The sequence below is a fragment of the Enterobacter cloacae subsp. cloacae ATCC 13047 genome, assembly GCF_000025565.1.
GTDB classification, from domain to species: domain Bacteria; phylum Pseudomonadota; class Gammaproteobacteria; order Enterobacterales; family Enterobacteriaceae; genus Enterobacter; species Enterobacter cloacae.
In genome coordinates this window covers 2,840,632-2,867,296 of sequence record NC_014121.1, presented here as the reverse complement: position 1 = coordinate 2,867,296, position 26,665 = coordinate 2,840,632, and the positions used below count along the sequence as shown (strand labels likewise).

The 26,665-nt window shown below is 54.8% G+C and carries 26 protein-coding genes and 1 pseudogene; 18 read left to right on the top strand and 9 right to left on the bottom strand.

The features are described 5' to 3' along the window. Nucleotides 1-9: 9 nt before the first annotated feature. The 6 genes from artJ to ECL_RS13780 form a co-directional block, all read right to left on the bottom strand. Nucleotides 10-741 carry an arginine ABC transporter substrate-binding protein ArtJ gene (gene artJ / locus ECL_RS13805; protein WP_013097364.1) on the bottom strand — a complete coding sequence of 244 codons (732 nt, stop codon included), beginning with the start codon at nt 739-741 and terminating at the stop codon, nt 10-12. Between the two features lie 155 nt (nt 742-896). Beyond that, nucleotides 897-1,565 (bottom strand): arginine ABC transporter permease ArtM, encoded by a 669-nt coding sequence (artM, locus tag ECL_RS13800; RefSeq protein ID WP_013097363.1) that lies wholly within the window; start codon nt 1,563-1,565, stop codon nt 897-899. Continuing rightward, nucleotides 1,565-2,281 (bottom strand): arginine ABC transporter permease ArtQ, encoded by a 717-nt coding sequence (gene artQ / locus ECL_RS13795; RefSeq protein ID WP_013097362.1) that lies wholly within the window; start codon nt 2,279-2,281, stop codon nt 1,565-1,567. Before artQ ends, artM begins: the two co-directional genes overlap by 1 nt. Nucleotides 2,282-2,287: 6 nt before the next feature. Then, nucleotides 2,288-3,019 carry an arginine ABC transporter substrate-binding protein ArtI gene (artI, locus tag ECL_RS13790; protein WP_013097361.1) on the bottom strand — a complete coding sequence of 244 codons (732 nt, stop codon included), beginning with the start codon at nt 3,017-3,019 and terminating at the stop codon, nt 2,288-2,290. 20 nt (nt 3,020-3,039) lie between these two features. Next, nucleotides 3,040-3,768, bottom strand: coding sequence for an arginine ABC transporter ATP-binding protein ArtP (gene artP, locus ECL_RS13785; protein ID WP_013097360.1), 729 nt, complete (start codon nt 3,766-3,768; stop codon nt 3,040-3,042). A 226-nt stretch (nt 3,769-3,994) separates the two neighbouring features. Then, the gene (locus ECL_RS13780) at nt 3,995-4,513 is read right to left on the bottom strand and encodes a lipoprotein (protein WP_013097359.1); all 519 of its coding nucleotides are present in this window, start codon (nt 4,511-4,513) and stop codon (nt 3,995-3,997) included. A gap of 107 nt (nt 4,514-4,620) precedes the next feature. Here ECL_RS13780 and ECL_RS13775 point away from each other — a divergent pair, with 107 nt between their 5' ends. The 3 genes from ECL_RS13775 to ECL_RS13765 all read left to right on the top strand — a co-directional run bounded on the left by ECL_RS13775 (nt 4,621) and on the right by ECL_RS13765 (nt 6,658). Continuing rightward, nucleotides 4,621-4,944, top strand: coding sequence for a heavy metal-binding domain-containing protein (locus ECL_RS13775; protein ID WP_006174327.1), 324 nt, complete (start codon nt 4,621-4,623; stop codon nt 4,942-4,944). Beyond that, nucleotides 4,941-5,771 (top strand): N-acetylmuramoyl-L-alanine amidase, encoded by an 831-nt coding sequence (locus ECL_RS13770; protein WP_013097358.1) that lies wholly within the window; start codon nt 4,941-4,943, stop codon nt 5,769-5,771. Before ECL_RS13775 ends, ECL_RS13770 begins: the two co-directional genes overlap by 4 nt. 263 nt (nt 5,772-6,034) lie before the next feature. Beyond that, the gene (locus ECL_RS13765) at nt 6,035-6,658 is read left to right on the top strand and encodes a helix-turn-helix domain-containing protein (protein WP_013097357.1); all 624 of its coding nucleotides are present in this window, start codon (nt 6,035-6,037) and stop codon (nt 6,656-6,658) included. Here ECL_RS13765 and ECL_RS13760 read toward each other — a convergent pair. Both ECL_RS13760 and ECL_RS13755 read right to left on the bottom strand, forming a co-directional pair. Further along, the gene (locus ECL_RS13760) at nt 6,655-7,281 is read right to left on the bottom strand and encodes a hypothetical protein (RefSeq protein ID WP_013097356.1); all 627 of its coding nucleotides are present in this window, start codon (nt 7,279-7,281) and stop codon (nt 6,655-6,657) included. The two genes, ECL_RS13765 and ECL_RS13760, sit on opposite strands and share 4 nt — an antisense overlap. Beyond that, nucleotides 7,281-8,834 (bottom strand): annotated as a pseudogene (locus tag ECL_RS13755) (ExeA family protein). Before ECL_RS13755 ends, ECL_RS13760 begins: the two are co-directional and overlap by 1 nt. 299 nt (nt 8,835-9,133) lie before the next feature. Here ECL_RS13755 and gspC point away from each other — a divergent pair. The 15 genes from gspC (at nt 9,134) to ECL_RS13680 (ending at nt 25,468) form a co-directional block, all read left to right on the top strand. Continuing rightward, nucleotides 9,134-9,865, top strand: a complete 732-nt coding sequence (gspC, locus tag ECL_RS13750) for a type II secretion system protein GspC (RefSeq protein ID WP_040022860.1) — start codon at nt 9,134-9,136, stop codon at nt 9,863-9,865. A 12-nt stretch (nt 9,866-9,877) separates the two neighbouring features. Beyond that, the gene (gene gspD / locus ECL_RS13745) at nt 9,878-11,806 is read left to right on the top strand and encodes a type II secretion system secretin GspD (protein ID WP_013097352.1); all 1,929 of its coding nucleotides are present in this window, start codon (nt 9,878-9,880) and stop codon (nt 11,804-11,806) included. A gap of 13 nt (nt 11,807-11,819) precedes the next feature. Further along, nucleotides 11,820-13,298 (top strand): type II secretion system ATPase GspE, encoded by a 1,479-nt coding sequence (gspE, locus tag ECL_RS13740; protein ID WP_013097351.1) that lies wholly within the window; start codon nt 11,820-11,822, stop codon nt 13,296-13,298. After that, nucleotides 13,298-14,506 (top strand): type II secretion system inner membrane protein GspF, encoded by a 1,209-nt coding sequence (gene gspF / locus ECL_RS13735; protein WP_013097350.1) that lies wholly within the window; start codon nt 13,298-13,300, stop codon nt 14,504-14,506. The genes gspE and gspF overlap by 1 nt, the downstream gene beginning before the upstream one ends. Nucleotides 14,507-14,508: 2 nt before the next feature. Beyond that, nucleotides 14,509-14,958 carry a type II secretion system major pseudopilin GspG gene (gspG, locus tag ECL_RS13730; protein WP_013097349.1) on the top strand — a complete coding sequence of 150 codons (450 nt, stop codon included), beginning with the start codon at nt 14,509-14,511 and terminating at the stop codon, nt 14,956-14,958. Continuing rightward, nucleotides 14,958-15,443 carry a type II secretion system minor pseudopilin GspH gene (gene gspH / locus ECL_RS13725; protein WP_013097348.1) on the top strand — a complete coding sequence of 162 codons (486 nt, stop codon included), beginning with the start codon at nt 14,958-14,960 and terminating at the stop codon, nt 15,441-15,443. Before gspG ends, gspH begins: the two co-directional genes overlap by 1 nt. Beyond that, a complete protein-coding gene (gene gspI, locus ECL_RS13720) occupies nt 15,436-15,810 on the top strand; it encodes a type II secretion system minor pseudopilin GspI (protein WP_013097347.1) in 375 nt (124 codons plus the stop codon). Before gspH ends, gspI begins: the two co-directional genes overlap by 8 nt. Then, nucleotides 15,807-16,478 carry a type II secretion system minor pseudopilin GspJ gene (gene gspJ / locus ECL_RS13715; protein ID WP_013097346.1) on the top strand — a complete coding sequence of 224 codons (672 nt, stop codon included), beginning with the start codon at nt 15,807-15,809 and terminating at the stop codon, nt 16,476-16,478. Before gspI ends, gspJ begins: the two co-directional genes overlap by 4 nt. Continuing rightward, the gene (gspK, locus tag ECL_RS13710) at nt 16,475-17,491 is read left to right on the top strand and encodes a type II secretion system minor pseudopilin GspK (RefSeq protein ID WP_013097345.1); all 1,017 of its coding nucleotides are present in this window, start codon (nt 16,475-16,477) and stop codon (nt 17,489-17,491) included. The genes gspJ and gspK overlap by 4 nt, the downstream gene beginning before the upstream one ends. 15 nt (nt 17,492-17,506) lie before the next feature. Beyond that, entirely contained in the window at nt 17,507-18,637 is a 1,131-nt protein-coding gene (gene gspL, locus ECL_RS13705) for a type II secretion system protein GspL (protein ID WP_013097344.1), read from the top strand. Continuing rightward, complete coding sequence (locus ECL_RS13700; protein WP_013097343.1) at nt 18,634-19,119, top strand: type II secretion system protein M; 486 nt, start codon at nt 18,634-18,636, stop codon at nt 19,117-19,119. Before gspL ends, ECL_RS13700 begins: the two co-directional genes overlap by 4 nt. After that, complete coding sequence (locus ECL_RS13695; RefSeq protein ID WP_013097342.1) at nt 19,116-19,913, top strand: prepilin peptidase; 798 nt, start codon at nt 19,116-19,118, stop codon at nt 19,911-19,913. Before ECL_RS13700 ends, ECL_RS13695 begins: the two co-directional genes overlap by 4 nt. Before the next feature lie 263 nt (nt 19,914-20,176). Next, a complete protein-coding gene (locus ECL_RS13690) occupies nt 20,177-22,900 on the top strand; it encodes a glycosyl hydrolase family 18 protein (protein ID WP_013097341.1) in 2,724 nt (907 codons plus the stop codon). A 137-nt stretch (nt 22,901-23,037) separates the two neighbouring features. After that, complete coding sequence (gene iagB / locus ECL_RS13685) at nt 23,038-23,490, top strand: type III secretion system invasion protein IagB (protein WP_013097340.1); 453 nt, start codon at nt 23,038-23,040, stop codon at nt 23,488-23,490. Between the two features lie 136 nt (nt 23,491-23,626). Then, nucleotides 23,627-25,468: a glycoside hydrolase family 19 protein gene (locus ECL_RS13680; protein ID WP_013097339.1), complete on the top strand. Its 1,842-nt coding sequence runs from the start codon at nt 23,627-23,629 to the stop codon at nt 25,466-25,468. Between the two features lie 96 nt (nt 25,469-25,564). Here the strand turns inward: ECL_RS13680 and ECL_RS13675 are convergent, their stop codons facing one another. Further along, a complete protein-coding gene (locus ECL_RS13675; RefSeq protein ID WP_013097338.1) occupies nt 25,565-26,578 on the bottom strand; it encodes an NAD-dependent epimerase/dehydratase family protein in 1,014 nt (337 codons plus the stop codon). Nucleotides 26,579-26,665: the final 87 nt, after the last annotated feature.

Here is a 26,665-nt window from a genome sequence, read left to right as displayed (position 1 = left end):
CAAAAAAAGTTACTGCGGGAACCACTGGTCGCTGATTTTCTGATACGTACCGTCAGCTTTAATCGCCTTCAGCGCGCCGTTCAGTTTTGCCAGCAACGCTTTGTTATCCGGACGCACCGCAATGCCCAGACCCGTACCGAAGTACTGCGGATCGGTCACTTTTTCGGTTGCCGTACCGAGCTGCGGGTTGGTTTTCAGCCATTCGTTGACGACCGCGGTGTCACCAAATACGCCATCAATACGGCCATTTTTCAGGTCGATAATCGCGTTCTGATAGCTGTCATAGGCCACGGTTTTCACTTCAGGATGTTTATCCTGGAGGTATTTCTGGTGCGTGGTGCCGTTTTCCATCCCGATGCGTTTGCCTTTCAGCTCATCAAAGGATTTATAAGCCCCTTTCTTCGCAATGACCACCGCCGAGTTGGCGTAGTATGGGTCGGTGAAGGCCACCTGCTTGCTACGCTCTGGCGTGATGTCCATACCGGAGATCACCGCGTCGTATTTTTTAAATTTCAGGGACGGGATCAGGCTGTCAAAGGCATGGTTGGTAAAGGTGCAGTCGGCCTGCATCTGTTTGCACAGCGCTTTCGCCAGATCGATATCAAAACCCACGATCTGGTTGCTGGCATCCAGCGATTCAAATGGTGGATACGTGGCAGAAACGCCGAAATTGATTTTATCGGCAGCCGTTGCGCCTGCGGCAAACGTTGCCAGTAATGCGGCCAGAACTAACTTTTTCATTGTAATACTCCCGTCTGTAGGTCTTATGAAAGCACAATGCCATTTATTGAATTTATATTCAATATAAATGATTAAATATTTATTGTGGAATAAAAAAAAGCGGATAACCCATCAGGTTACCCGCTTTATCAATACCGTTTTATGCATTTAAGTGATTAATTTCTGCGCTCAAATGCCAGCGCTTTACGCTCGATCAGGCGCATCATCAGCGTCAACAGTCCGTTAACTACCAGATACACCACGCCTGCCGCGCCAAACACCATCACATCGTAGGTGCGTCCATACAGCAGTTGCCCGTGGCCCATCACTTCCATCAGGGTGATGGTGTAGGCCAGCGAGGTACTCTTGAACACCAGCACCACTTCGTTGGAGTAAGAGGAGAGGGCACGCTTAAAGGCGTACGGCAGCAAAATGGCCAGCGTATCTTTTTTGCTCATGCCGAGCGCGCCGCAGGACTGCCATTGTCCTTCAGGAATGGCGCGGATCGCTCCGTAGAACAGCTGAGTGGTGTAGGCAGCGCTGTTCAGTGAAAGGGCGATCAGGGCACACAGCCACGGCTCAGAGAGCAGATGCCAGATAACCGGATACTCCTGTAGCGACGGGAACTGGCCCGGGCCGTAGTAAATCAGGAAGATCTGCACCAGCAGCGGCGTACCGGTAAAGAGGGTGATATAGCCGCGCACAATCCACACCAGCACCGGCGTTTTCAGCGTCAGGATGATGGTAAAGATCAGCGCCAGGATCAGCGCCACGATGATGGACGCCACGGTCAACGTCAGGCTGGTGTGCAGCCCTTTCATCAGCTCGGGTAAATAGTCCAGCATCAGCCTGGTCTCCGTTCAAAGCGCGTCGCACGCAGGTCAATACGCTTAAGGATGTACTGACTCAGCAACGTGATCACCAGGTAGATAGCCGCCGCCACAATGTACCAGGTAAACGGCTCCTGGGTGCGGGTAGCGATGCTTTTGGTTTGCAGCATTAAATCGTTAACGCTTATCAGGCTCACCAGCGCCGTATCTTTCAGCAGCACCAGCCACTGGTTCCCTAAACCCGGCAGGGCATGACGCCACATCTGCGGCATCACCAGACGGAAGAAGATCGCCGCTTTCGACATTCCCAGCGCCTGGCCAGATTCCCATTGTCCTTGCGGTACCGCTTTCAGCGCACCGCGCAGGGTTTGCGACGCGTACGCAGAATAGAGCAGGGAAAGGGCAATGACGCCACAGAGGAACGGGCTGACGTCGAAGTTTTCAATCTGCATCTGCACCGGGATCTGCACGACGCCAAGATTGAGGGTAAAGCCGTCCGACAGCGTCAGCAGCAGCTGTGAGGAACCGAAATAGATAAACAGGACCACCAGAATCTCCGGTAGCCCACGCAGCACGGTGACCAGCGCGGAGCCGGTCCAGGCGACAGGGAACCACTTTGCAGATTCCCATACCGCAAAGAACATCGCCAGCACCAGGCCGATAATCAGTGCGCAAACGGCAAGGCCGACGGTCATCCCGGCGGCGCTTGCTAAAGGAAGAATTTCATTCATCAGGAATTACTTCTGGAACCATTTTTTATAGATGGTTTCGTAGGTGCCGTCTTTCTTCACTTTTTCCAGCGCAGCGTTGAATTTCTGCTGCAGCTCAGTGTTGCCCTGACGAACGGCAATCCCCAGACCTGTGCCGAAGTAGTCCTTATCGGTCACTTTGTCGCCCACTGGCGCGAGTTTATCGTTGGCTTTCAGCCATTCGGTCACTACCGCGGTGTCACCAAACACGCCATCGATACGGCCGTTCTGCAGATCCAGCTTCGCGTTCTGGTAGCTGTCGTAAGGCACGGTGGTGATTTCCGGATGTTTATCCATGATGAATTTCTGGTGCGTGGTGCCGTTCTGTACGCCCACTTTTTTGCCTTTCAGCTGGTCAACAGAGGTAAATTTCCCTTTCTGACCAATAAACAGGGCGGAGTTGTCATAGTACGGCGTGGTGAACAGCACCTGCTTTTCACGCTCTGGGGTGATGTCCATACCGGCCATCACGGCGTCGATACGGCGGAACTTCAGGCTTGGGATCAGGCTGTCAAACGCCTGGTTGCTGAAGGTACAGGTCGCGTCGATCTCTTTACACAGCGCGTTAGCCAGATCGACATCGAAGCCCACAATCTTGTTGTTGGCGTCGATAGATTCAAACGGAGGATAGGACGCTTCGGTGGCGAAACGGATGGTCTGGGCTGCGGTAGCGGAAAGGCTGAAGCTAGCGAGCAGCGCGGCAATCAATACTTTTTTCATTATCATTTTCCCTGGCACTCTCAGTGAGATAAGTAGTTTTTGAAGGCATCGGTTTGCGGGTTGGTAAAGCAACTCGCATCACCTTGCTCAACGATATACCCGTTTTCCATGTAGACCACACGGCTGGCGGTTTTACGCGCCACTTCCACTTCATGGGTGACGATGACCTGAGTAATGTTGGTTTCCGCCAGCTCACGAATGATGCTCACGATCTGGGCGGTGATTTCCGGGTCCAGCGCGGCGGTCGGCTCATCAAACAGCAGTACCGCTGGCTCCATCATCAGCGCACGGGCAATCGCCACACGCTGTTGCTGACCCCCGGAGAGGTGCAGCGGATAACGATCGCTGTAGGGCTTAAGGCGCAGACGCTCCAGCAGCTTTTCAGCACGCGCCATGGCCTGATCCTTGCTCAAACCGAGAACGCGACAGGGCGCTTCAATCAGGTTTTGCAGGACGGTCAGGTGCGGCCAGAGGTTGTATTGCTGGAAGACCATGCCAACGTTTTGACGCAGTTCACGAATCGCTTTATCGGACGGCGTTTTCGCAAAATCAAAGTGGTTACCGGCGATAGCCAGCGTTCCTGAACGGGGCATTTCAAGCAGATTAAGGACACGCAAAAGAGAACTTTTACCCGCGCCACTTGGGCCAAGCAAAACCAGCGTTTCGCCTTCCGGGCACTCCAGCGTGATGTCGAACAGCGCCTGGTGTGCGCCGTAGAAGCAGTTAATGCCGTTTAGTTTAATACTCATCGGGGCAGTCTTTACTCATCCAGGCAATCTATAGCAATTGAGGCCGCAGATAGTACCGTTGACAGAATAGTTATGCAATATTTCTGCGTTAAAAGTTAAATATAACCCGTAATACCCCTTAAACATAGCACAAAATAGCGAAGCCCAAGGTCGGCGAGTATAAATGTCGGCATTCCGCATGAAATGCCGCACATTTTTCGGGGTTTACAATTCTGAAACAGTGGGTTTAGCGATTCTCAATCGACTGGCGCAGCGTGCCTGCCGGGGCGTGTACGCTCCCGCCGATATAGCGTACGTCATCCACCGCCCAGCACTGGCCTTCGCGGATCATCAGCACTTCATCCTGCCAGGTTTGGGTGCCCTGGGTCAGCTTCACGCGCAGGGGGATGTTACGCGCATCGGTGTTCGGGATGGTCGAGGCGCTGGCCACCTCGGCGCTGTCCGGCAACGTCGTGCGACTGGAGAACGGATCGGATTTCAGCAGCGCGTTGTGCTGCGGATCGCGCGTGGCATCGTTCAGCAGTTTTGCCAGCCCATCGCTCAGATACGGACGCAGGCCGGTGAGATCGTTGCTGCGGTGTTGAATGCGATAATCATAGAACTGTTGCGCCACGGTATCCGGGCCGCCCTCTATACAGGGGCCGCTGCGGGTACCGATATCCTTAAAGGCTGGCGTGACCGTGGTGGTACACGCGCTGAGCACCAGCGCGCAGGGCACCAAAAGCGTTAAAGCAGAGTAGCGCATGTTGATTTCCTTATTTATTAACTATCCTTTCAATCATAGCGTAACGAACCGATAATGCTGGTGAAGTTATGGGCTAAGGCATTGAACGCTAAAGAAGGAGAGAAACCATGCAGTTTTCAACAACGCCAACCCTGGAAGGGCAGCCGATTACCGAGTATTGCGGTGTGGTCACGGGCGAAGCCATTCTGGGGGCCAACATTTTTCGCGATTTCTTTGCCGGTATCCGCGATATCGTCGGCGGCCGCTCTGGCGCGTATGAAAAAGAGCTGCGTAAAGCCCGGGAAATCGCCTTTAAAGAGCTGGGCGAACAGGCCAAGGCACTGGGGGCGGATGCGGTCGTGGGGATTGATATTGACTACGAAACCGTCGGTAAAGATGCCAGCATGCTGATGGTGAGCGTAAGCGGTACGGCGGTGAAAACCCGTCGATGAAACGCGCGTTTTCAACACTCCTGCTGGCGCTGTTGCTGGCAGGGTGCGCCACGGAAAAAGGCATTGTGGATAAAGGCGCCTATGAACTGGATACCCGCCACCAGGCGCAGGCGGCCTATCCGCGCATCAAGGTGCTGGTTATCCACTATACGGCGGATGACTTTGACAGTTCGCTGGCCACGCTGACGGACAAGAACGTCAGCTCCCACTATTTGATCCCGGCGAAGCCGCCCGCACCGGACGGTAAACCGCGCATCTGGCAGCTGGTTCCCGAGAACGAACTGGCCTGGCATGCGGGTATCAGCTTCTGGCGCGGCACCAACCGCATTAATGATACGTCGGTTGGCATTGAGCTTGAGAATCGCGGCTGGCAAAAAACGGCCGGGGTAAAACACTTTTCCCCGTTCGAACCCGCGCAAATTGCGGCCCTGGTGCCGCTCGCAAAAGACATTATTGCCCGCTATCACATTAAACCCGAGAACGTGGTGGCCCATGCGGATATCGCGCCTCAGCGCAAGGACGATCCCGGTCCGCTGTTCCCGTGGCGCGAGCTTGCAGAGCAGGGGATTGGCGCCTGGCCCGACGCGTCCCGGGTGGCGTTCTATATGAACGGGCGGCCACGGTATCAGGCCGTGGAGACCGCAGCGTTACTTGATTTGCTCGCGCGTTACGGTTACGAGGTTCCCGACAACAGCACCCCCGCTCAGCAGAAGCGCATCATTATGGTCTTCCAGATGCACTTCAGGCCGCAGCTGTGGAACGGCGTGGCAGATGTGGAAACGCTGGCCATTGCCGAAGCACTTTTAGAGAAATACGGGCAGGGGTAATCCTTCGGGATTAACCCGAATGCCTCGTTTTTGTGAGCATGATCATAAGATTAATCTTAAGTACATTCTCAATTCATTTTAAGTAAATTGATTTAAAATCGCCCTCATCTAAGATTGATTCATCGATTCACAGCATGAATCAAATTAAAGAAACAGTCCTCTTTTGGTTTTTTTAATTTCAAAAAGAATACCAACACATTTTACGGCAACGTAACACCTTGCCGGACAATTTTCTTATTTAAACATCTTAATTGGGTATAATAATGTTAAGCATTTTTGGTAAAAAAACACGTCCCCATCATGAAATGGAAGCCATTATTTCTGCAACGGCCGGGTATGAAGAAAAAACGTTAAGAAAATGGCAAAAAATATCAACCTGTAACTCCGATAATATTCACATTATCGTCAGCGGAGAAGTCGAGTTCCGCCGCAGTTCTGATGACTTATGTATGTTTACGCTACAGGGACAATGTATCTTTGGTCTCTCCGCTATTTTCTACAACTCTACGCATATGCAGGGCGTGGTGCGCAGTAATACCGTGGTTCGTACCATACATAAAGATCAATTCCAGCAGTTAATGACTCAGCACGGGCTGTGGCCTGAACTGACCAAAGTGCTGGCATGGTATATCTGTTTGCTCAGCAAGCGGGATGATGTTTTAGTTGCCCGCAGCGCGTACTCCGTCGTCCGTGAATTCCTGATAGAAATTAACGAGCTGATTGTTGATCATCAGCGAGATATTAATATTTATGATTATATTCAGGAATACACCAACCTGGCACGCAGCACCATTATTAAAATTCTCTCAGACCTGAAAAAAGGTCAATATATTGTGGTCGAGAAAGGGCGACTGATTAGCCTGACCACCCTGCCGGAAAAATATTAATCCCCTCCTGCGTCTCCTTTTATTATCGAAGGAGACGCATTTTGCGTTTCGTCAACCGGTGGTGCGGGCATTTTTCCCTTCGCCATATCATCCTGCTGCTGTTTTAGCGCCTGCATAAATAACGTTTTTAATGAATTGTCTTCATCCGGCTGCGTTGCCTGCGCGTGTTTCATCGCCTGTTCGTGCGCTTCGGTGCCGGGTAAGGTATCGCGCGAAGTATCATGCGTGACGGGGCTGTCCGGCAATGCGCCATCAGGTGCCTGCTGCCACTCATTTTCGTCACTATTAATGGGCATATTGTCCATCGGCGGTAAATCTTCCTGCACTTTTACAGACTGCGGCTTTGGCTGCGGGTGCGGGAACGGTTTGGTGACATACACGTAATGCATATCAGAAAGGGTGGTGTCTGGCTTCGCGACGCTCACCTTTTTTATCACCGGCGCCGGGTGGCGCAGGTTCCAGTACACGTGCGCATACAGGCCTGCGACGATCAGCGCGCACAGCCCCAGACACCAGAGCGTCAGCACGCTGATAATTTTACTGAATGACGGCAAACGCCATGAGAACCAGACCGGTTCCCCGGTGGTATAGCTGCGCTGGGCAGCGAGGCAGATGGTAGACATTATGCGTGCTTCTCTTGCGTAGTCGGGTTAGCCTGGGTTGTCTGGATCAACACGCTCGGCGTGGTATGGGTTTCGCGCATCAGCTGCATCAGAGTGTCTTCACCCGGAATACCGTCGACGCGGAGGTGCATTTTTTCCTGGAATTCGCGGGTGCGCTTCATCAGTTCCGCCGTCCAGTTTTTATCGTGCGTTTCGTTTTCGCCCAGCGCCACGCTCAGCTGCTGATCCAGCCACTCAAGATCTTTACTGTCGCTGGCGGCGGTGATTTCGTCTTTACCTGACGGGGTCAGGCGGTGCAGAAGGGTGTAATTGCCCGTTGCGTGCTGGTTATACCACGTGCGGCTCACCTGCCAGGTGCGGTTGTTCATCAGCAGATCGAGGGAATTTTTCCCGGCACGCGCCACGACGGCGTAATTAATGTGATCGCCTGTTTTAATCTCGCTCACCCACGGGTAACCGTCATTAGCCAGCGTGTCCAGGGAGGCATTACCCTGTTTACACATCAGGTTCACTTTTGCGGCATTCTGGCACAGGGCATCGTCGGCAGAGGCGTCATAGCCCCACATGGCATAAAGCTGGTGCATGGCATCGGGCTGATTCACCACCTCCTGTTCGATAACCGGCAGTACCGGCGCGTCTGGCGTTTTTACCTGCTGTTTCCAGCTGGCCGGTACTGGCAGCGCCACCGGCAGTTTTGCCGTAATGGACGAGGTTATCATCCAGCCGCAGGCGGCGAACAGGACGGACGCGAACAACCCGATGGAGGCCAGCGTTTTACCACGCTTAGGCGCTGGCAGGGCTTCACCGGTGGCGAGACGCAAATGACGCGGTCCAACGTTTGGCGCCCGTTCGGTTTAGGCGGCCAGCATGGAAAGATGAGCCAGTTCGTTCAGCTTGCTGATGTTGCCTTTGGTCAGGGCGTGGATTTTTTTCACGCGAGCGGGCGTCAGCGGAGAGACATCCGCGCCGTGCTCGTGGCACTGGGCGTCAACGTAGCTCAGGAACTCGCGGCAGGTCAGGTTGCGCAGGGTGTGGCAGGTCAGCACATATTCCTGCAGGGCAGAGGCTTTCAGCATCACTTCCTGGTCGGCCGTGCCCATCAGCACAATCGACAGGCGAACATCCAGCTCCTGCGCACGGGTAAGCAGTATGCCCAGCACGTCATAGCCGCTGGCCTTCATCGCCTGCGCCTGGGAAATGACCAGCACCTTATGGGTCGACTTCGCATCGCGCCACAGGCGAATAATAGCGTCAACCGCCTGGAGCTTGTTCTTCTCTTTCGCTACCGGGTTGAGTTTGAAGAGCAGGCTACTGGCGCTCAGCTTCGGAAAGGCATTAATGCAGAGCACCGATTTGCTGTTGGCTTTGAGGGCATCGCTGAACTGCCCCAGCAGTTCGCTGTCGTGGTAAAAGAGCCCGGTGATCCCTGCCTGCTGGCTTTTCTCTTTCAGAAGATTAAACACATCCTGATGATAAGGCACCAGAAAATCGCCCGACTTGCGGGTGATATTTCTGAACGGCGGGGTACTGAATTTAAAATGGCTCTGATACATAACGACTTACCGTCTCTTCTCTTTAATAGCAATGGGCGAAAAGTACGGTAAGCCCCTGTCATGGTCAATTTAACACCAGAGTAAAAATAACCTGTCAGGCCGCATCTAACACTCCCTTTTTTTCCGGTCAATCATTTTCTTCATTAAAGTTAATAGCGAAGCCGGTGGTTTGCACTGGTCACGCTTATTACTATTTGCTCACTAAGTTATGCAGCATACCGCTGCGAATTCCTGCTTTGCTAAAAGGCCCGATAATAATGAGGAACGCATTCCTTTCCAGGCTAATGACGCCCTGCATAATGCTAGTCATGCTAATTTTTTGCAGCCAGCAGGGTTATGTCGTTTTTAAAGATTATAAAAAGGTTACGAATAAGTTAGCGAATGCTGATAAAACGCCGCTAAAACCGCGTAACAGTGACAAAACGTTTGGTCTTTTTACGGCTGCGGTCCGTCAGGCCGACGTTCCGGCGGCGGTAAAAGCGCCGCTGTCTGCAGAAATTGAAGGCATCATCCGCAGCGATGAGTCGTGGCTGTCGTTCGCCGTGATTAAGACCCCCGCCGGGCAGCAGAGCTACCGGGAAGGGGAGCCGCTGGTGGGGTTCGATGACGCATATGTGGATGAAATTAATAAAGATAACGTGGTTGTTCAGTATGAAGGCACGAAGCAAACGCTCGCCCTCAAACAGCCGCCTTATTTTAAGGGCGATGCAGGCAATAGCCCGGTGACGAAATCGAAAAAAGATGCCGGCGCGGACAGTCTGCATCTCGATGATTATCTGGTGTTAAAGCCGTTAATCGATAAAGGCCAACTGGAAGGCTTTAACATTAATCCACGCAATGCTTCGCCTTTTTACAGTGAAACAGGACTGAAACAGGGTGATGTGGTGGTGAAAGTGAATGACGTCGATATGACGAAAGAAGCGCAGGCGAAAAATATTATCGCCAACTGGTCGAAAATGAAAGAAGCGGAGGTCGTCGTCAGACGGCACGCTCACCTTGAAAATATTCGGGTTAATGTTCTAAACAATTAACAAGTGTAAATCATGAAGAAATTTCCATGGGCGTGCGTGGCGCTGACCGCATTGTCGTTATATTCCGGTTCGCTGTTTGCAGCCAACTTTAGCGCCAGTTTTAAAAATACCGATATTCGCGAATTTATCGATACGGTAAGTCGCAATCTGAATAAAACGATTCTCGTCGATCCGTCCGTTCAGGGCACGGTGTCGGTGAGAACCTATAACGTGCTGTCGGAAGAGGAATATTATCAGTTCTTCCTGAGCGTGCTGGATCTCTACGGTCTGTCGGTGATCCCAATGGATAACGGCATGATCAAAGTGGTGCGTTCAAGCGTGGCGCGTACCGCCGGGGTGCCGGTGGCCGACAGTAAAAACCCGGGCAAAGGGGATGAGATCATCACCCGCGTAGTGCGCATGGAGAACGTGCCGGTACGCGAGCTGGCCCCGCTGCTGCGCCAGCTGAACGATGCCTCGGGGATCGGCAACGTGGTCCATTTTGAACCCTCTAACGTGCTGCTGTTAACCGGGAAAGCCTCGGTGGTGAATCGCCTGGTGGATCTGGTTGAGCGCGTGGACCGTTCCGGTATGCAGCGTCGCGAAATCGTACCGTTGCGCTATGCCTCGGCGAAAGAGCTCTCCGATATGTTGAACAACCTCAACAATGAAGAGCAGAAAGGGCAGAACGCCCCACAGCTGGCGACCAAAGTGGTGGCCGATGATGAAACCAACAGCCTGGTGATCAGCGGCACCGAAGATGCCCGCGCGCGTACCCGCTCGCTGATTGGCCAGCTCGACCGCGAACAGAACAACGAGGGCAATACCCGCGTCTTCTACCTGAAATACGCCAACGCCTCGAAAGTGGTGCCGGTGCTGACCGGTATCGGTGAGCAGCTGAAAGACAAAGCCGGTACCGCGAAAAGCAAAACCGCGACAACCAATAGCGAGCTGAATATCACCGCCGATGAGTCCACTAACTCGCTGGTGATCACCGCTCAGCCAAACGTCATGAACTCGCTGGAGAAGGTGATCGACAAGCTGGATATTCGTCGTCCGCAGGTGCTGGTGGAAGCCATCATTGCGGAAGTGCAGGACGGTAACGGCATGGATCTCGGCGTGCAGTGGACCGGCAAACACGGCGGCGTGCAGTTCGGTTCAACCGGTCTGCCCATTAGCCAGGTCAAAAACGGCACGATCAAAGGGGCCTCCTTTACTGGCCTGGCGACCGGTTTCTTCAACGGTGACTATGGCGCACTGCTGACCGCGCTCTCCACCAGCGGCAAGAACGATATTCTCTCCACGCCAAGCGTGGTGACGCTGGATAACAAAGAAGCGTCGTTCAACGTGGGTCAGGATGTGCCGGTGCTGTCGGGTTCTCAGACCACCAGCGGCGACAACGTCTTTAACTCGGTTGAGCGTAAAACCGTCGGTACCAAGCTGAAGATTGTTCCGCAGATCAACGACGGGGACATGATCCACCTGAAGATCGAGCAGGAGGTCTCCAGCGTTGACGCCAGCGCCACCGAAGACGCCAGCCTCGGCCCAACCTTCAACACCCGTACCATCAACAACGAAGTGATGGTCCACAGTGGCCAGACGGTGGTGCTGGGTGGTCTGATGGAAAACGTCAGCAAACAGAACGTGTCGAAAGTGCCGCTGCTCGGCGATCTGCCGCTGGTGGGACAGCTGTTCCGCTATACCTCGGAGGATACGTCGAAGCGCAACCTGATGGTCTTTATCCATACCACGGTGCTGCGTGATGATGACAACTACAGCGCGGCGACGAAGGAGAAATACGACCAGATCCGCGCCCGTCAACAGCAGCGTCTGGAGGAGAAAAAGCTCGGCATCGTTGAGAACACCGATAACGCCGTCCTGCCTGCCTATCCAAAGCAGGATCACTCCATGCCGGTCGGCGTGAGCGCACCTGCCACCACGCGCAACCCCTTCAAAGAGTAAGGGGAGGTGACGCGTGGATGAACTGACGAAACAGCTTTGCACCAGCGGCTTTGCGAAGGAGAACGGCATCCTTTTCTGGAACGACACGGTCTATATCCGTGACGACGTCCCCGCGTTTGCGCTACTGGAGATGCGCCGGGTACTGGGGCGTGCCTTTGTGCCCCAGACGCTGAGCGCGGAAGCGTTTGATGAGATGCTGGCTAAAATCTGGCAGCAGAACAGCGGCGTTTCGCAGCAGCTGGTGGACGATATGGATGCGGATATCGATCTGATGGCGTTAACCGAGGAGATCCCGGACAACGAAGATCTGCTGGATAACGACGAAAACTCGCCGGTGATCCGCCTGATCAACGCCATTCTCGGCGAAGCGGTGAAAGACGGTGCATCGGATATCCATATCGAAACCTTTGAGCGCACGCTGAGCATCCGTTTTCGCGTTGACGGCGTGCTGCGCCCGGTGCTCCAGCCCGCACGTAAACTGGCCCCGCTGCTGGTCTCGCGTATTAAGGTCATGTCGAAACTCGACATTGCCGAAAAACGACTGCCGCAGGATGGCCGTATCTCCCTGCGCATTGGCCGCAAGGCGATTGACGTGCGTGTCTCGACCATTCCGTCGCAGTACGGCGAGCGCGTGGTCATGCGTCTGCTCGACAAGAGCAACCTGAAACCGGATATCAACAAGCTCGGACTCATTGATGAAGAGCTGGAAAAACTGAAAGGGCTGATTAACCGCCCGCACGGCATCATCCTGGTCACCGGGCCGACAGGCTCCGGTAAAAGTACCACCCTGTATGCCATTCTGTCGGCCCTGAACGGACATGAACGCAACATTCTGACCGTCGAAGATCCGATTGAGTACGAGCTGGAAGGGGTGGGGCAGACGCAGGTCAACCCGCGCGTGGACATGACCTTTGCCCGCGGCCTGCGCGCCATTTTGCGTCAGGATCCGGACGTGGTGATGATCGGGGAAATTCGTGACGGTGAAACCGCGCAAATCGCGGTGCAGGCGTCGCTCACCGGTCACCTGGTCATGTCTACGCTGCACACCAACAGTGCGGCGGGAGCCATCACCCGTCTGCGGGATATGGGGCTGGAGTCCTTTTTAATTGGTTCGTCGCTACTCGGCGTCATTGCCCAGCGTCTGGTGCGTCGGCTGTGTCCGCACTGCCGTACCACCAGTCCGCTGGATGACAATGAAAAAGCGCTGTTTAGCTTTATGGATAAGCCACCAAAGGCCATCTATCGCGCCGTTGGTTGCGACCAGTGCCGCCAGAGCGGGTATCAGGGACGCGCGGGCATTCACGAGTTTCTGGTGGTCGACAGCGCCATGCGTCGCGCCATTCATGAAGACAAAGATGAGATGTCCATTGAGACCGAGCTGTTCAAACAGGCCTACAGCCTGCGCGAAAACGGGTTGATGAAGGTCATCAGCGGTATCACGTCCCTTGAAGAGGTGATGCGCGTGACCGCCGAGCGTGGAGGCGATGAGTAATGGCTTTCTACGCGTGGACTGCGACCGATGCCGCCGGAAAAACCCAGCGCGGCACGCTGCAGGCGGAAGGACCTAAGCAGGTGCGCCAGTCGCTGCGTGAGCAGAAGCTGATGCCGCTCACCATCACCGAAACCCGTGAAAATGCGGCCAGCGCTAAAGCCAAAACCGGCGCCAGACTCTCTGTGCCGGTGCTGTCGATGTTCACCCGTCAGCTGTCAACACTGGTTAACGCGTCGCTGCCGCTGGAAAGCGCCCTGAAGGCCATTTCAAAGCAGACGGAAGACAAAAAGCTGGCGGCTATGGTGACGGAGATCCGCGAGAAAGTGGTGGAAGGCCATACGCTGTTTGATGCCTTCAGCCAGTTCCCGCGCACCTTTGACAAGCTGTACTGCACGCTGGTGATGGCCGGGGAAAAAACCGGCCACCTCGGCGATGTGCTGGAGAAGCTGGCGGAGTACAACGAGCAGCGCCAGAAGATGAAAAGCAAGCTGACGCAGGCGATGGTCTACCCGATCACCCTGACGGTCGTTGCCGTGGCGGTGATCAGCATCCTGCTGGTGGCGGTGGTACCGCAGGTCATCGAGCAGTTCGTGCACATGAAACAGCAACTGCCGATCACCACCCGCACGCTGATTGCGGTGAGCGATTTTCTGCAGGCGTACGGGATCTACATTGCCGGGGGGCTGTTCGGCGCAATCGTGGGCTTTAAGACGTGGGTGAAGAAAACCACAAACCGCTTTCGCTGGCACAGCTGGCTGGTGAATGGCTCGCCGATTAAAAAGCTGGTTTGCGCCATCAATAGCGCCCGCTATATCCGTACGCTCAGCATACTGCAGGCCAGTAGCGTCCCGCTGCTGGAGGGGATGTATATCGCGATGGACGGGATCGAAAACCTCTATGCCCGGAAGGTGCTGGAGCAGGCGGCGGATACCGTACGTCAGGGCGCTTCTCTGTATAACGCGCTGGACCAGGCGAAGCTCTTTCCGCCGACCATGCTGTACATGATTGCCTCCGGCGAAGAGAGCGGGGAATTAGGTTCATTGATGGATCGCGCCGCGGAAAACCAGGAATCGGCATTACAGCATCGAATTACGTTAACGCTGTCGGTATTTGAACCGGCACTGGTGGTGACAATGGCGACAGTGGTTTTATTTATCGTGCTGTCAATATTACAACCGCTTCTTCAGCTCAATAATATGGTGGGTTAAATATGTCTTTAAAACGAAATAGCCTGAAAGGTCAGGCCGGTTTTACCTTGCTCGAATTAATGGTGGTGATCGTTATTCTCGGTGTGCTCGCCAGTATGGTGGTACCAAATTTAATGGGGAATAAAGAAAAAGCCGATGCCCAGAAAGCAACCAGCGATATTGTGGCGCTGGAAGGTTCGCTGGATATGTACAAGCTGGATAACCACCGTTACCCCACGACGGAGCAGGGTTTGCAGGCGCTGGTCACCAAACCTGATATCGCGCCAATCCCGAAAAACTACCGTGATGATGGCTATATTCGCCGCCTGCCGGAAGATCCGTGGGGCAATGATTATATTCTGGTTAGCCCGGGCGAACATGGCGCAGTGGATGTTTTCTCTGCGGGCCCGGATGCCGAAGCGAATACCGCGGATGATATTACCAACTGGTCTTTAGATAAAAAAGAGAAGTAATGAATAAGCAACGTGGGTTTACCTTACTGGAAATTATTCTGGCGCTGGTGATATTTGCCTCCTGCGCCATGATGGTGGTGTCGACAATCCCCTCGCGCAGCGGCGCGGATATTTTCGGTCAGCAGTTAAAAGCCCTCGTTGAATATGGTTCAGACCGTGCGGTAATGGACGGAAATATCGTTGGGCTGGTGATCACCACCTCAGAATATCAGCTGGTGACCTGGGCCGAAAAAGAGGGCGAACGACACTGGGAACCCTTAACCGCCGGGCGCATTGTCACCCACGGCCAGTTCCCGGAAGAGATGCACGTGTCGCTGTCACCGCAGCGCATTGCTGCCACAACCGACGCCACGCCGCAGATTGTCTTTTTGCCGGACGGGGAGATAAGCTGCTTCACGCTGTCCCTGCAGAGTTTCGATAAAAAACAGCGTTTTCGCGTGGTGTCGCAGGGGGCATCACCGGTTTCGGTAGAGAACGATGACTAAACGCAAAGAACAGGGGATGACCCTGCTGGAAGTGATGGTCGCTCTGGTCATCTTCTCCACCGCCGCGCTGGCGCTGATGAACTCCGTCTCGCTGAACGTGCGCTTTACCCATGGCCTGGGCGATTCGCTGCAGGCGAGCTGGGTGGCGGAAAACCAGCTGGCGGAAGCAAAGCTGAGCAACACGCCGTTCCCGGATGCCCTGCAGACAGGGACAGAAATCATGGGGGGGCGAAGCTGGATCTGGCGCAAGCAGCGGGTGAAAACCGCCGAAAATCGCTTTGCCGATGAAGTGCAGGTGTACGCCGAAGATGATGAAGACAAACCGGTGTTGAGCCTGCAGATACCGGAACCCGGAGAGGTGAAATGAGCAAGCACATTCAGCGTCAGCAGGGCTTTACGCTGCTGGAGATCATGATTGCGCTAACCATCTTCGCGGTTATCAGCACGCTTGCCTGGCAAATTCTGGACGGGGCGATGCGCACCTCGAACGCCACCGACGTGGCGGCGACTCAACTCAACCAGCTTCAGCGCGCCTATAACCTGCTGGAGCGGGATTTCTTTCAGCTTCAGGCACGCGCGCCACGCAACGAGCCTGACGTATTTGTCCAGCACGACGATGCGCTGGAGTTGACCACGCTGAACGGCGTGAGCGGTCAGGTCCAGCTGGAGCGCGTGCGCTGGCGGCTTGAGGACAAAAAACTGTGGCGCGATATCTGGCCGGTTATCGACAGCCCTGCCGATGTGAAGCCAGAAGAGGTGCCGATCCTCAGCGATGTCAAAGAGATGACGTGGCGCTTCTGGAAAGAGGGCTGGCAGAACAAATGGACCGACACGGCGCATCAGCCGGACGGCGTAGAACTTCTGCTGACCATGGAGAACGGCGATACCTGGCGCTGGGTATTTACCACGCCGGGTGATATGCCGGTCGCCCCGGCGGCTCCAGCAGAACAAACGCCTGCGCCATCGGGGGATGCGGCCACGCCAGCGCAGCCACAACCGCAGCCGGTGCCCGCTCCGTCAGGAGAGAACAAATGAGCGGAAAATCGGTTCGAAAACAGCGCGGTGTCGCGCTGCTGGTGGTGCTAATTTTGCTGGTCATGATGTCGGCGCTGGCGGCCAAAATCAGCCAGCAGTTCTGCCGCAATCTGCAGAAAACCCGTTATCAGGTGAGTCAGCAGCAGCTGCGCTGGGCCATTCAGAGCCAGCAAAAAACCATTGAAGGTCTGCTTCAGACCTACGCCAGCGGTGACAGCCAGGGGCTGTCGCCCAAAGGGGAGTGGACAGAGCCGGTGGAGACAGAGGGTGAACACTACACCGTGGTGAGCCAGATTGAGGATGCCCAGACCTGCTTTAACGTCAATAACCTGCTGGCGGCCGATCCAACCCCCGCGGTACAGACCGCAGGGGCGCTGCCGGAAAAACCGGTCAAAGCGCGCATCGTTGAACAGCTTCTGACCGACAGCGGCATTTCCGCCGGTGACGCAGAAGAGATTTACCAGCAACTGATGGACTATCTCGACGGTGATACCACAACGGCAAAAGAGGGGCTGGAGACAGATGCCTGGGCGGGCGTAGAGCCTGCGCGGCTGCCTGCGAATCAGATGATGCGCACCCCGGGCGAGCTAAAGCTGCTGCCCGCGTTTCCGGTGGCGGCCTACGGCAAGGTCAGTAAAGTGCTGTGCGCCTTACCCGACACCGCCAGCAAGGTGGATGTCAACACCCTGACCGAAGAACAGGCACCGCTATTGGCAGCCCTGTTTATCGGCTCGCTGAGCGAGGACGAGGCCGCCCGTCTGATCGCCTCCCGCCCGGAAGAGGGCTGGGAGTCGATGGAGGCATTCCAGAAAGAGCTTGAGACAAATTATCCGCAGACCAAAGACGCCCTCAAGCAGGTTCAGGCGTTTCTTGCGGTAAACAGTCACTATTTCCGGGTCAACAGTACCGGCAATACCGATGATTTAACGCTGCGCGTCGTCAGCCAGCTTCATGTTGATAATGAAGCCGGGAAGGTGATTACCTGGCAACGTCGCTACCGAATGGTTGAATAACACAAGACGAATTCTATGAAACAGGTGCTTTTTATTCGTCCCGACACGCATGAGGACGGGAACATAATGTGGTGCGAGTCCGGTAGCGACCAGGTGGAACAGCGTCAGGGCGGGGCGTCACTGGCGGCGCTTGCCGGTCACGCGTTAGCCGCACGCGTCTGCCTGCTACTGCCGGCCAGCGAAATGATCTTCCGTCGCTTCACGTTGCCCAAAAAAGGCAGCGTTGAGTTCTCCTGGCTGGCTGAAGAGACGCTGATTGGCGATGTGGACACGCTTCACTGGACGGTGCTCAACAAGAAGGGGCGGGAAGTGGACGCGGTGGCCATTGATGCGGGGCGTCTGCAGTACTGGCTGGACCGCTGTGCCGATGCCGGGCTGACGGTGGTGCAGGTGCTGCCCGATGCGATCCTTCTGCCGGTAACCGAAGGCGGCAGCACGCTGGTCTCCACCGACAGCGGCTACTGGATGCGCTATTCGCCGTTTGGCGCCTGTGAAACCGACGCTGCCCTGTTGCCGCTGCTGTTGAGCCAGCAGTGCGCCGGTAACCTCGTCTGTTACGGCGATGCGCCAGCGGACGTGCAGGTGGATGAGCAACGGGCCTGGCAGCATCCGCTGGTGCTGATCCAGCCGCAGTGGAAAAGCTGCAAAGCAAACCTGCTGCACGGCGTTTTTAGCACCACGGGTGCACAGACCGGTTTCCGTTATGCGAAACCGGCCCTTGCCGCCATGGCGGTGCTGAGCCTCGGGTTGCTGGTTGGCCCTCGCATCGGCATGGCCTGGATGCTCTCTACCCAGGAAAACCTGGCCCAGCAGCAGATGGTGGAATTGGCCCAGCACTATTTCCCCACGCTGCGCCAGACCACCAACCTGAAGTACCACTTCGGGCAGAACATCAAGAAAGAGAAGAAAGGGATCTTTCTTCAACTGGACGCACTGGAGCAGATCAAGCAATCGCTCCCGGCGGTCGAACTGAGTGAAGTGGGATACGACGACACCCAGAATCAGCTCACGCTGAACATCCGTTCGATGGATCCCACGGCGTTGCAGGCGTTCGTCAATAAGGCGAGTGATACCTTCGACTTTACGCTCCAGCCGGTCTCCAGTGAAGCGCCTTATACCGCTATCATCACAGGGAAATATAAATGAAAGAGAAAATTGGACAATTAAAAGCACGCTATTTGCGTTACAGCCCGCGCGAACGAACGCTGATTAAACTCTGTGGTTCGGCGCTCTGTTGCGCCATTATCTGGTACGGTGTGATGACCCCGCTGGATAATATTATTAAAAATGAGAAAGCCACGCTGCAAAAACAGAAACAGACCCTGAACTGGATGCGTGCAGAAATTAATAAAAATCACCTTCAGGCGAAAGTCTTAAAAACCAGTAACCCGAGAAGCGTGGTGGAAGAGAGCGCCAAAGAGATCCACGTTGCGCTGAGTAATATCCAGCAGGACGGGCAAACCCTGACGTTTAATATTGATCGGGTCAACGTCTATGAACTGAAAAACTGGCTTCGGGAGGTGAATTTAACCACCGGGGTTCGTCTGGAGAAAATGGATCTCACGCCGGTTGATCACCTTAGCGATGTAAAGGCCCAGATTAAGCTCTCCTGGGCGAAAGTGGCATGAATTCGCTGACGCTGCTTCAGGGCAGCCAGATGCCCGCCCTTTGCCTGCTCAGCGGCACGCTTGGCGGCATTATCGGCAGCTTTCTGGGGGTGGTGGTCGAACGCATTCCCCCGCTCATTAAAGAGGAGGAGGGTGCCGGAAACCTGCTGTTTCCGGCCTCCCACTGTCCCGCATGCTCCCACACGCTCGCCTGGTGGGAAAATATCCCGGTTCTGAGCTGGTGTTGCCTGCGTGGGCGCTGCCGCTGCTGCCAGACTGCGATCCCGCTGCGTCTGCTGTTGCTTGAACTTTCCAGTGCCCTGTTTTTTGCCCTGACGGCGGCGTATGCCCCGTCTGCGGCTGCATTGATGTCGCTATGGGTGCTCTGGTGTGGACTGCTGCCGCTGGCGGCGATAGACGCAAAACACATGCTGCTGCCGGACTGCCTGACGCAGCCGCTGCTGTGGGCGGGCCTGCTGAATCATGCGCTTTTTCATACCTTACCGTTGTCGGATGCCCTGTTTGGCGCAGCGGCGGGCTACCTGTCGCTGTGGCTTCTCTACTGGGCCTTTCGCCTGACAACAGGACGCGAGGGATTGGGCTACGGTGATTTTAAGCTGCTGGCTGCGCTGGGCGCGTGGTGCGGCTGGCAGGCGTTACCTTCGTTATTGCTCGCGGCGGCATTAAGCGGTATCGCACTGTATTTTGTTTTTTATAAAGCGGTTAAAGAAAATAGCGTTATTCCGTTTGGCCCTCTGTTGTCACTCGCCGGTTTGGTTATTTTTATTCTGCAGACCTTGCAATTCACATTCTGATTTATGTGGTCAAGTTTTTTTTGAAATTTTTTCGCTGAGGGAATGAAAGGACGTCAACTAATTCCCGGAGTATTGTAAGAAACATAAGCTGTAAGGATTGCCGCTCATGTCTTTTTATGGAGGGTATATTAGCACTATACATGGTTAGTAAAATTAAATTGGGTTTGTGGTTTTAATTAAATAGCTTATTCAGTACTCGCCCATGTTATATGGAATACACGGTCCTTTTCATTTATCAAAAATAAGATTATCAGGAATTAATAATGAAATTTATGAAGCCAACCTATCTGGCACTCTTTGTCGCAGCCGTTTCCGGCTCTGCGTTCGCCGCAGCGCCAGGTACGCCTTCAATCAGCAGCGGTAACGATAAATTTGCCATCGTTGAAGTGGACCAGGCCGTAGTGGACTACGGTAATCTTGTTAAGGTTCATAACGACGGTGTCGACGTAAAAGTCGAGTGGAACGTCTGGAGCGGCGACGCGCCGACCTCCGGTAAAGTGCTGCTGGATGGCAAGACCGTCTGGTCCGGTGCTGCCGGTGCATCCGGTTCTGCCACCTTTAAAGTGAAAAAAGGCGGTCGCTACCAGGAGCAGGTTGAATTCTGTAACAACAGCGGCTGTACCAAAAGCGCAAGCAAGCTGATCATCGTGGCGGATACTGACGGTAGCCACCTCCTGCCGCTGAATGCGCCTCTGCAGGAAAACAACAAAACCTTCGCAAAACATACCGATAAAGTGGTTGCCGCCTACTTCCCTGAGTGGGGCGTTTATGGCCGTAACTTCCCGGTCGATAAAATCCCTGCCGCTAACCTGAACCACATCCTGTACGGCTTCATTCCAATCTGTGGCGGCGACGGCATCAACGACGGTCTGAAAACCGTTGAAAACGGCAACAGCTTCGCCAACCTGCAGAAAGCCTGTGCTGGCCGTCCTGACTACACCGTGGCGATCCACGATCCGTGGGCTGCGCTGCAGAAACCACAGTCCGGCGTATCTAACTGGGACGACCCGTACAAAGGTAACTTCGGCCAGCTGATGGCTCTGAAAAAAGCCCATCCTGACCTGAAAATTCTGCCATCCATTGGCGGCTGGACCATGTCCGATCCGTTCTATCACATGAACGATTCCGCGATCCGTGCACGTTTCGTGGCCTCTGTGAAAGACTTCCTGAAAACCTGGAAATTCTTCGACGGTGTGGATATCGACTGGGAATTCCCGGGCGGCGGCGGTGTGAACGAATCACTGGGTAACCCGCAGGTGGATAAAGCAACCTATACCGCGCTGATGCACGATCTGCGTACCATGCTGAACGAGCTGTCTGCTGAAACCGGTCGCACCTATGAACTGACCAGCGCCATCGGTGCCGGTAAAGATAAGATTGAAGACGTGGATTACACCACGGCGCAGCAGTATCTCGATCACATCTTCCTGATGAGCTACGACTTCTACGGCGCGTGGAGCATGACCGATCTGGGCCACCAGGCTGCGCTGCATGCACCAGCATGGCGTCCGGAGACCAACTACACCACCGAAAATGGCGTTAACGCGCTGCTGGAGCAGGGCGTACAGCCAGGCAAAATCGTGGTGGGTACCGGCATGTACGGTCGTGGCTGGACTGGCGTTCACGGTTATACCGGCGACAACCCGTTCACCGGTACCGCGACTGACGGCGTGAAAGGCACCTGGGAACCAGGCGTTGTTGACTATCGTCAGATTGTGAACGAGTACAAAGGCAAGCCAGGCTGGGAATATGGCTATGACGCAGACGCTGAAGCGCCATACGTCTTCAACAAATCCACCGGCGAGCTGATCTCTTATGAAGATGCCCGTTCCGCAACCGCAAAAGGTAAGTACGTTCTGGCGAAAAACCTCGGCGGCCTGTTCGCGTGGTCTATCGACTCCGATAACGGCGATATCCTGAACGCGATGAACGAAAGCCTGCTGGGCAGCTCCACGCCAGATCCGGTAGTGACCAACCATGCGCCGGTTGCTTCTGCGGCGGATCAAACCGTGACCGGTCCTGCGACCGTGACTCTGGATGGCTCTGCCTCCACCGATCCTGATGGCGATGCGCTGACCTACAAATGGACCCAGATCTCTGGCCCAAGCGTTACCCTGACCAACAGCACCAAAGCGAAGGCGACCTTCTCCGTTGGCGCTGTGACCAGCAACCAGACCCTGGCATTCCGTCTGACCGTGACCGATCCAAAAGGTCTGAGCAGCACCGCTGACGTTCAGGTTGTGAACAAAGCGCCGAAAGCCAACCAGGCCCCTGTGGTTAACCAGATGCAGAACGTCACTCTGGAAGCCGGTCAGACCTACGCCCTGAACGTGCAGGCAGCGGATCCAGACGGTGATGCACTGACCTACGCCTGGAGCGTACCATCTGATATGCACGCGACCGGTACTGATACCTCCAGCGTACAGATCACCGCGCCGGACGTTACAACTGACTCTACCTACACCCTGAGCGTTGTCGTAAGCGACGGCAAAACCAGCGTACAGTCTAACGTACAGGTTACCGTAACGCCGAAAGCCACCCCGGTTGTGCCTGATGAAGACAATACCCCGTCTGACGAAGGCAACACGCCATCCGATGAAGGTAACACCCCATCCGATGAAGGTAACACCCCATCTGATGAAGGCACTGCAACCGGCAGTTGCGATAACCCGGTAGATGCCAATGCCAGCAAATACGCGGCATGGGAATCCAGCAAAATCTACAACAACGGCGACATGGTCAGCTCCGATAATCTGGTATGGAAAGCGAAGTACTGGACTCAGGGCAACAAACCTGGCTTTAACGCCGATGCATGGGAACTGGTCAGCCAGGTGAAAATGAACTGGCGCTCCGACATGGTCTACAACGGTGGTGACAAGACAACCTATCAAGGTTTCGAGTACCGCGCGAAATGGTGGACAAAAGGTGACAAACCAGGCAACAGCGATGTATGGGTGAAAGAAGGCGCGTCAGCAGACTGCAAATAATCTTCTGAGCTTGAAATTGTGGGTGTGATATCGGCCCACAATCACTGGTCACACCCCGCTTCGGGTGTGGCCAGTACCTTCCACTAATTTAACAGGACGTGTTTGAGGAGAATAAAAAACGGCCACGCAGGTGAAGAATGAAAAGGTTTCTGTTTTTGTTATTGATATTAAGTCATAGCGCATTTGCAAATTGCTGGAATAAAGCGGCGCATTATTATCATATTGATCCGTTTTTACTTTATGCCATCGCGAATGTGGAATCGGGAATGAACCCGTACGCCATTGGCATCAATCATGACGGAACGCGCGATGTCGGATTAATGCAAATCAACAGCTCGCACTTTCCTGAACTTGAACGCAAAGGCATTAATGAAAACCGTCTGATGACAGAGCCCTGCACCTCCATTATGGTCGGCGCCTCTATATTATCAGGCATGATTAAGGTTTATGGATACAACTGGGAAGCGGTAGGTGCGTATAACGCCGGGCTTAAAAAAGAAAATTACCCTAAGCGCATGGTCTATGCCCACAAAGTCTGGAAAAAGTATCAGCAGTTAAAATTAGCCGCCCGCGACAAAACCAACTGGTGAGTTTTTTGTTTTTTGAAGAGTACCCACCCGTATTCTTCAGAAAATGAAAAGCAGCTGTCTGAAGTTTATTTATTAACGGATTAATAAATGAATTTAGATTTATTTAACTTTATCGAAATTAACAGGAATAACCGAGATGAATAAAAGGACATTACTGAGCGTGCTTATTGCCGGTGCCTGCGTAGCGCCGGTAATTGCTCAGGCCACCATGCTGAAGGCGGAAAGCAGTGTGCCTTACACCATGAAAGCCAGCGATCTGGCTAAAAAGGAAAAAGAGCTCACCGATTTCCCACTGATGAAATCCGTGAAGGATACCATCCGTACGCTGGACAACGCTCAGGTCGAGCAGATTGAGCCAGGCCGTGCAGCCAACCCGGTAAACGTGAAACGCGTTGAAGGGATCCTTAAAGAGAGCGACTGGGAATACCTGTTCCCGCTGCGCGCGAAGGATTACAGCTACAGTAACTTCCTGAAAGCTGTGGGTAAATTCCCGGCGCTGTGTGATACCTACAACGATGGCCGCGACAGCGAAGCTATCTGCCGTAAAGAGCTGGCAACCATGTTTGCTCACTTCGCACAGGAAACCGGCGGCCACGAAAGCTGGCGTCCGGAGCCGGAATGGCGTCAGGCGCTGGTCTATGTGCGTGAGATGGGCTGGAGCGAAGGCCAGAAGGGCGGCTATAACGGGGAGTGTAACCCGGACGTCTGGCAGGGTCAGACCTGGCCGTGCGGTAAAGACAAAGATGGCGATTTCCTGAGCTACTTTGGCCGTGGCGCTAAGCAGTTGTCCTACAACTACAACTACGGTCCATTCTCTGAAGCAATGTACGGCGATGTCCGCACGCTGCTCGACAAACCTGAGCTGGTGGCCGATACCTGGCTGAACCTGGCGAGCGCCATCTTCTTCTTCGCCTATCCACAGCCGCCAAAACCAAGCATGCTTCAGGTTATCGACGGCACCTGGCAGCCGAACGACCACGATAAAGCCAACGGCCTTGTCCCTGGCTTTGGCGTGACCACCCAGATCATCAACGGCGGCGTAGAGTGCGGTGGCCCGACTGAAATTGCCCAGTCTCAGAACCGTATCAAATACTACAAAGAGTTCGCTAACTACCTGAAAGTCCCTGTACCGGCTGACGAAGTGCTTGGCTGTGCCAACATGAAGCAGTTCGATGAAGGTGGCGCAGGCGCCCTGAAGATCTACTGGGAACAGGACTGGGGATGGAGCGCGGATACCCCAGATGGCAAGACCTACGCTTGCCAGCTGGTGGGTTACCAGACGCCATTCAGCGCGTTCAAAGACGGCGACTACACCAAGTGTGTACAGAAGTTCTTTAACGTGAACATCGTTAACGACGACGGTTCCGCGGTCGTACCGGATGAAACACCGGCTCCTGCTCCAGCCCCGTCTGAAGATGAGACGCCAGCGCCGACACCAACACCGGATGAAACCCCGGCACCTGTGCCAGACGACATCCCGGCGGTGGTAAACCATGCGCCTGTAGCGCAGATTGCCGGTCCGATCGGTGCGGTTGAAGCCGGTGCGCAGGTCTCCCTGAGCGCAGAAGGCTCTACCGACGAAGACGGCAACAAGCTGACCTACACCTGGCGTTCCCAGGACGGCCAGACCGTTACCGGCGACGATAAAGCGGTAGTGACCTTCAACGCGCCTGAAGCCGCGACGGCGCAGCAGTATGAAATCAGCCTGACCGTCAGCGACGGCGAGCTGAGCAGCACCACCACATACCTGCTGAACGTAAAAGCCAAAGCAGCCACCCCGTCTCAGGACGAAGGCACTTCCGGCTCTTACCCGGCGTGGAGCGCGAACAGCAAGTACAGCGCAGGCGATATCGTGAACAACCACGGTAAACTGTTCCAGTGCAAACCGTTCCCGTACAGCGGCTGGTGTAACAACGCACCAATGTACTATGAACCAGGCGCAGGTCTGGCATGGTCTGAGGCCTGGACGGCTCTGTAAAAGCAAAACGGCAACCTTCGGGTTGCCGTTTTAGTCTTTACTCCCTCTCCCTGTGGGAGAGGGCCGGGGTGAGGGCATCAGCCCGCACCAGATTAACTACCGATGCAACTTCCCGTGGTCCCGCAGCCACGCCGCGGTGCGCACAATCCCTTCATCCAGGGTCACAATCGGCTTATACCCCAGCTCGTTCTCCGCGCGCGAAATATCCAGCGTGAAATCAAAATTCAGCTTCGACACGCCGTAATGCGTCAGCGCAGGCTCTTTGGCGGTTTTGCTGCCAAAACGCTCCATGCTGCGGGCAATCATATCCAGCATAGGATAAGGCACCGAACGAATGCGGCAGTCGATGTGCAGCTCGTCGATCAGGCGCTGCACAATGGTGCGAAGGCGGCAGGGTTCGCCGTTGGTAATGTTATAGGCGCGACCGGACGCCAGTTTATCGCTGTCCGGCTGGCTCGCCAGCCACATGGCGTACACGGCATTTTCGTAGTAGGTCATGTCCACCAGCGCATCACCGCCGCGCGGCAGCAGCACGCTGCCGTAGTGGTGCATCATCTGCGCCAGGCGCGGAATAAACACTTTATCGTGCGGTCCGAAAAGACTTTGCGGACGCAGGATCGTAAAGCGCGTATGCGGGTTCGACTGCGCCAGCAGGTCGATCACCTCTTCGCTGGCCGCCTTGCTGCGGGCAAACTCACAGGCAAAACGGGCCGGACGGAACGTTTCCTGGATATCCCGATGGTGGTGATAGTCGAAGTAGAGCGACGGGGAGGAGATATGAATAAAGTTACGCACGCCCCAGGCAACGGCCCACTCGCCCAGACGGCGCGTGGCGCGCACGTTGGCGAGATCGAAGGCTTCCTGGGTTCCCCACGGAGAGGTAAAACTGGAGCAGTGCCACAGGGTGTCGATTCCGGCGAGCATCACTTTCGCCTGAGAGGAGACCAGCTCCGTCAGGTCGGCATGGACAAACTCTGCGCCCATTTTTTGCAGCAGCTTACCCATCGCCTCGTTGCGACCGGTAGCCCTGACGCTAATGCCTTTGTTGCGCAGAAATTCGACCGCATTTCGGCCTAAGCCGCTGGTCGCCCCGGTAACCAGTACCTTCATAACAATCCACTGTGTTGAAAAGAATTTCGTGCGCATTCTTTCGTGAATTACGGCGGGTTGCAATGGGAAAGGTGAAAGAAAGCGAGT